General features: G+C 56.7%; 1 protein-coding gene. It reads right to left on the bottom strand.

Going from position 1 to position 735, the window contains the following annotated elements:
• Positions 1 to 215: 215 nt before the first annotated feature.
• The gene (locus HBA54_RS28600; RefSeq protein WP_167232149.1) at positions 216 to 503 is read right to left on the bottom strand and encodes a GIY-YIG nuclease family protein; all 288 of its coding nucleotides are present in this window, start codon (positions 501 to 503) and stop codon (positions 216 to 218) included.
• Positions 504 to 735: the final 232 nt, after the last annotated feature.

Below are 735 nucleotides of genomic sequence, written 5' to 3'. Positions count from 1 at the left end.
AAAACGCTATTGTGGTGGCGCACGGTGTTGTTCCTTTCTCGTGTCCCAGGACGTCGCCAAACGCTTGGACACCAGTAGAATCAACACCGTGCGCTCAGTCCACCAAATCTAAACCGGACACCAGTGGGACAAGCCCGAGCATGACAGTTGTGCTTGTAGTGGCTGATTCAGCAACTCATCCCGTCACCCTCGGGCTTGTCCCGAGGGTCCATCATTCAACCGAAAAGACCATCATAGAGATCCTCCCAATGCGGATTGTCCCGTTCGATCTGGTTGATTTTCCAGTCACGGCGCCAGCGTTTCATGGATTTCTCGCGCTGAATTGCTTCCGCAGCACGGTCGTGGGTTTCAAAGTAGACGAGGGATTTCACGCCGTGGCGCTTGGTGAAGCCGTCGACGAGACTTTCCCGGTGTTCGTGGATGCGGCGAACCAGGTCGTTGGTCATGCCGATGTAGAGTGTGCCGTTCTCTTGGCTGGCCAGGATGTAGACGTAATAGGCCATGGCTTGAGCTTGTTACCGCGATGGATGCTCGGGACAAGCCCAAGCATGACGATTGTGTTTTGTGGCGTCCACTCCAGCCACTCTCCCCGTCACCCTCGGGCTTGTCCCACTGGTGTCCGGTTAAGACTAGGCCCACTGGAGGACCATCTGATCGGGGTTGATCGGAGGCTCTGGATCGGACTGGATCAGGCGGTCGATGCGCTTTCGGTGCATGAGATTGGCGCGGACGAGG

Source organism: Pelagibius litoralis (assembly GCF_011683915.1).
GTDB lineage: Bacteria > Pseudomonadota > Alphaproteobacteria > Kiloniellales > Kiloniellaceae > Pelagibius > Pelagibius litoralis.
The sequence above is the reverse complement of the archived record's forward strand: the minus strand, read 5'-3'. Positions and strand labels throughout refer to the sequence as shown.

Bases quoted from the DNA above. Each gene is read 5' to 3' on its own strand.
- HBA54_RS28600 (WP_167232149.1), bottom strand. From the start codon at position 503: ATGGCCTATTACGTCTACATCCTGGCCAGCCAAGAGAACGGCACACTC.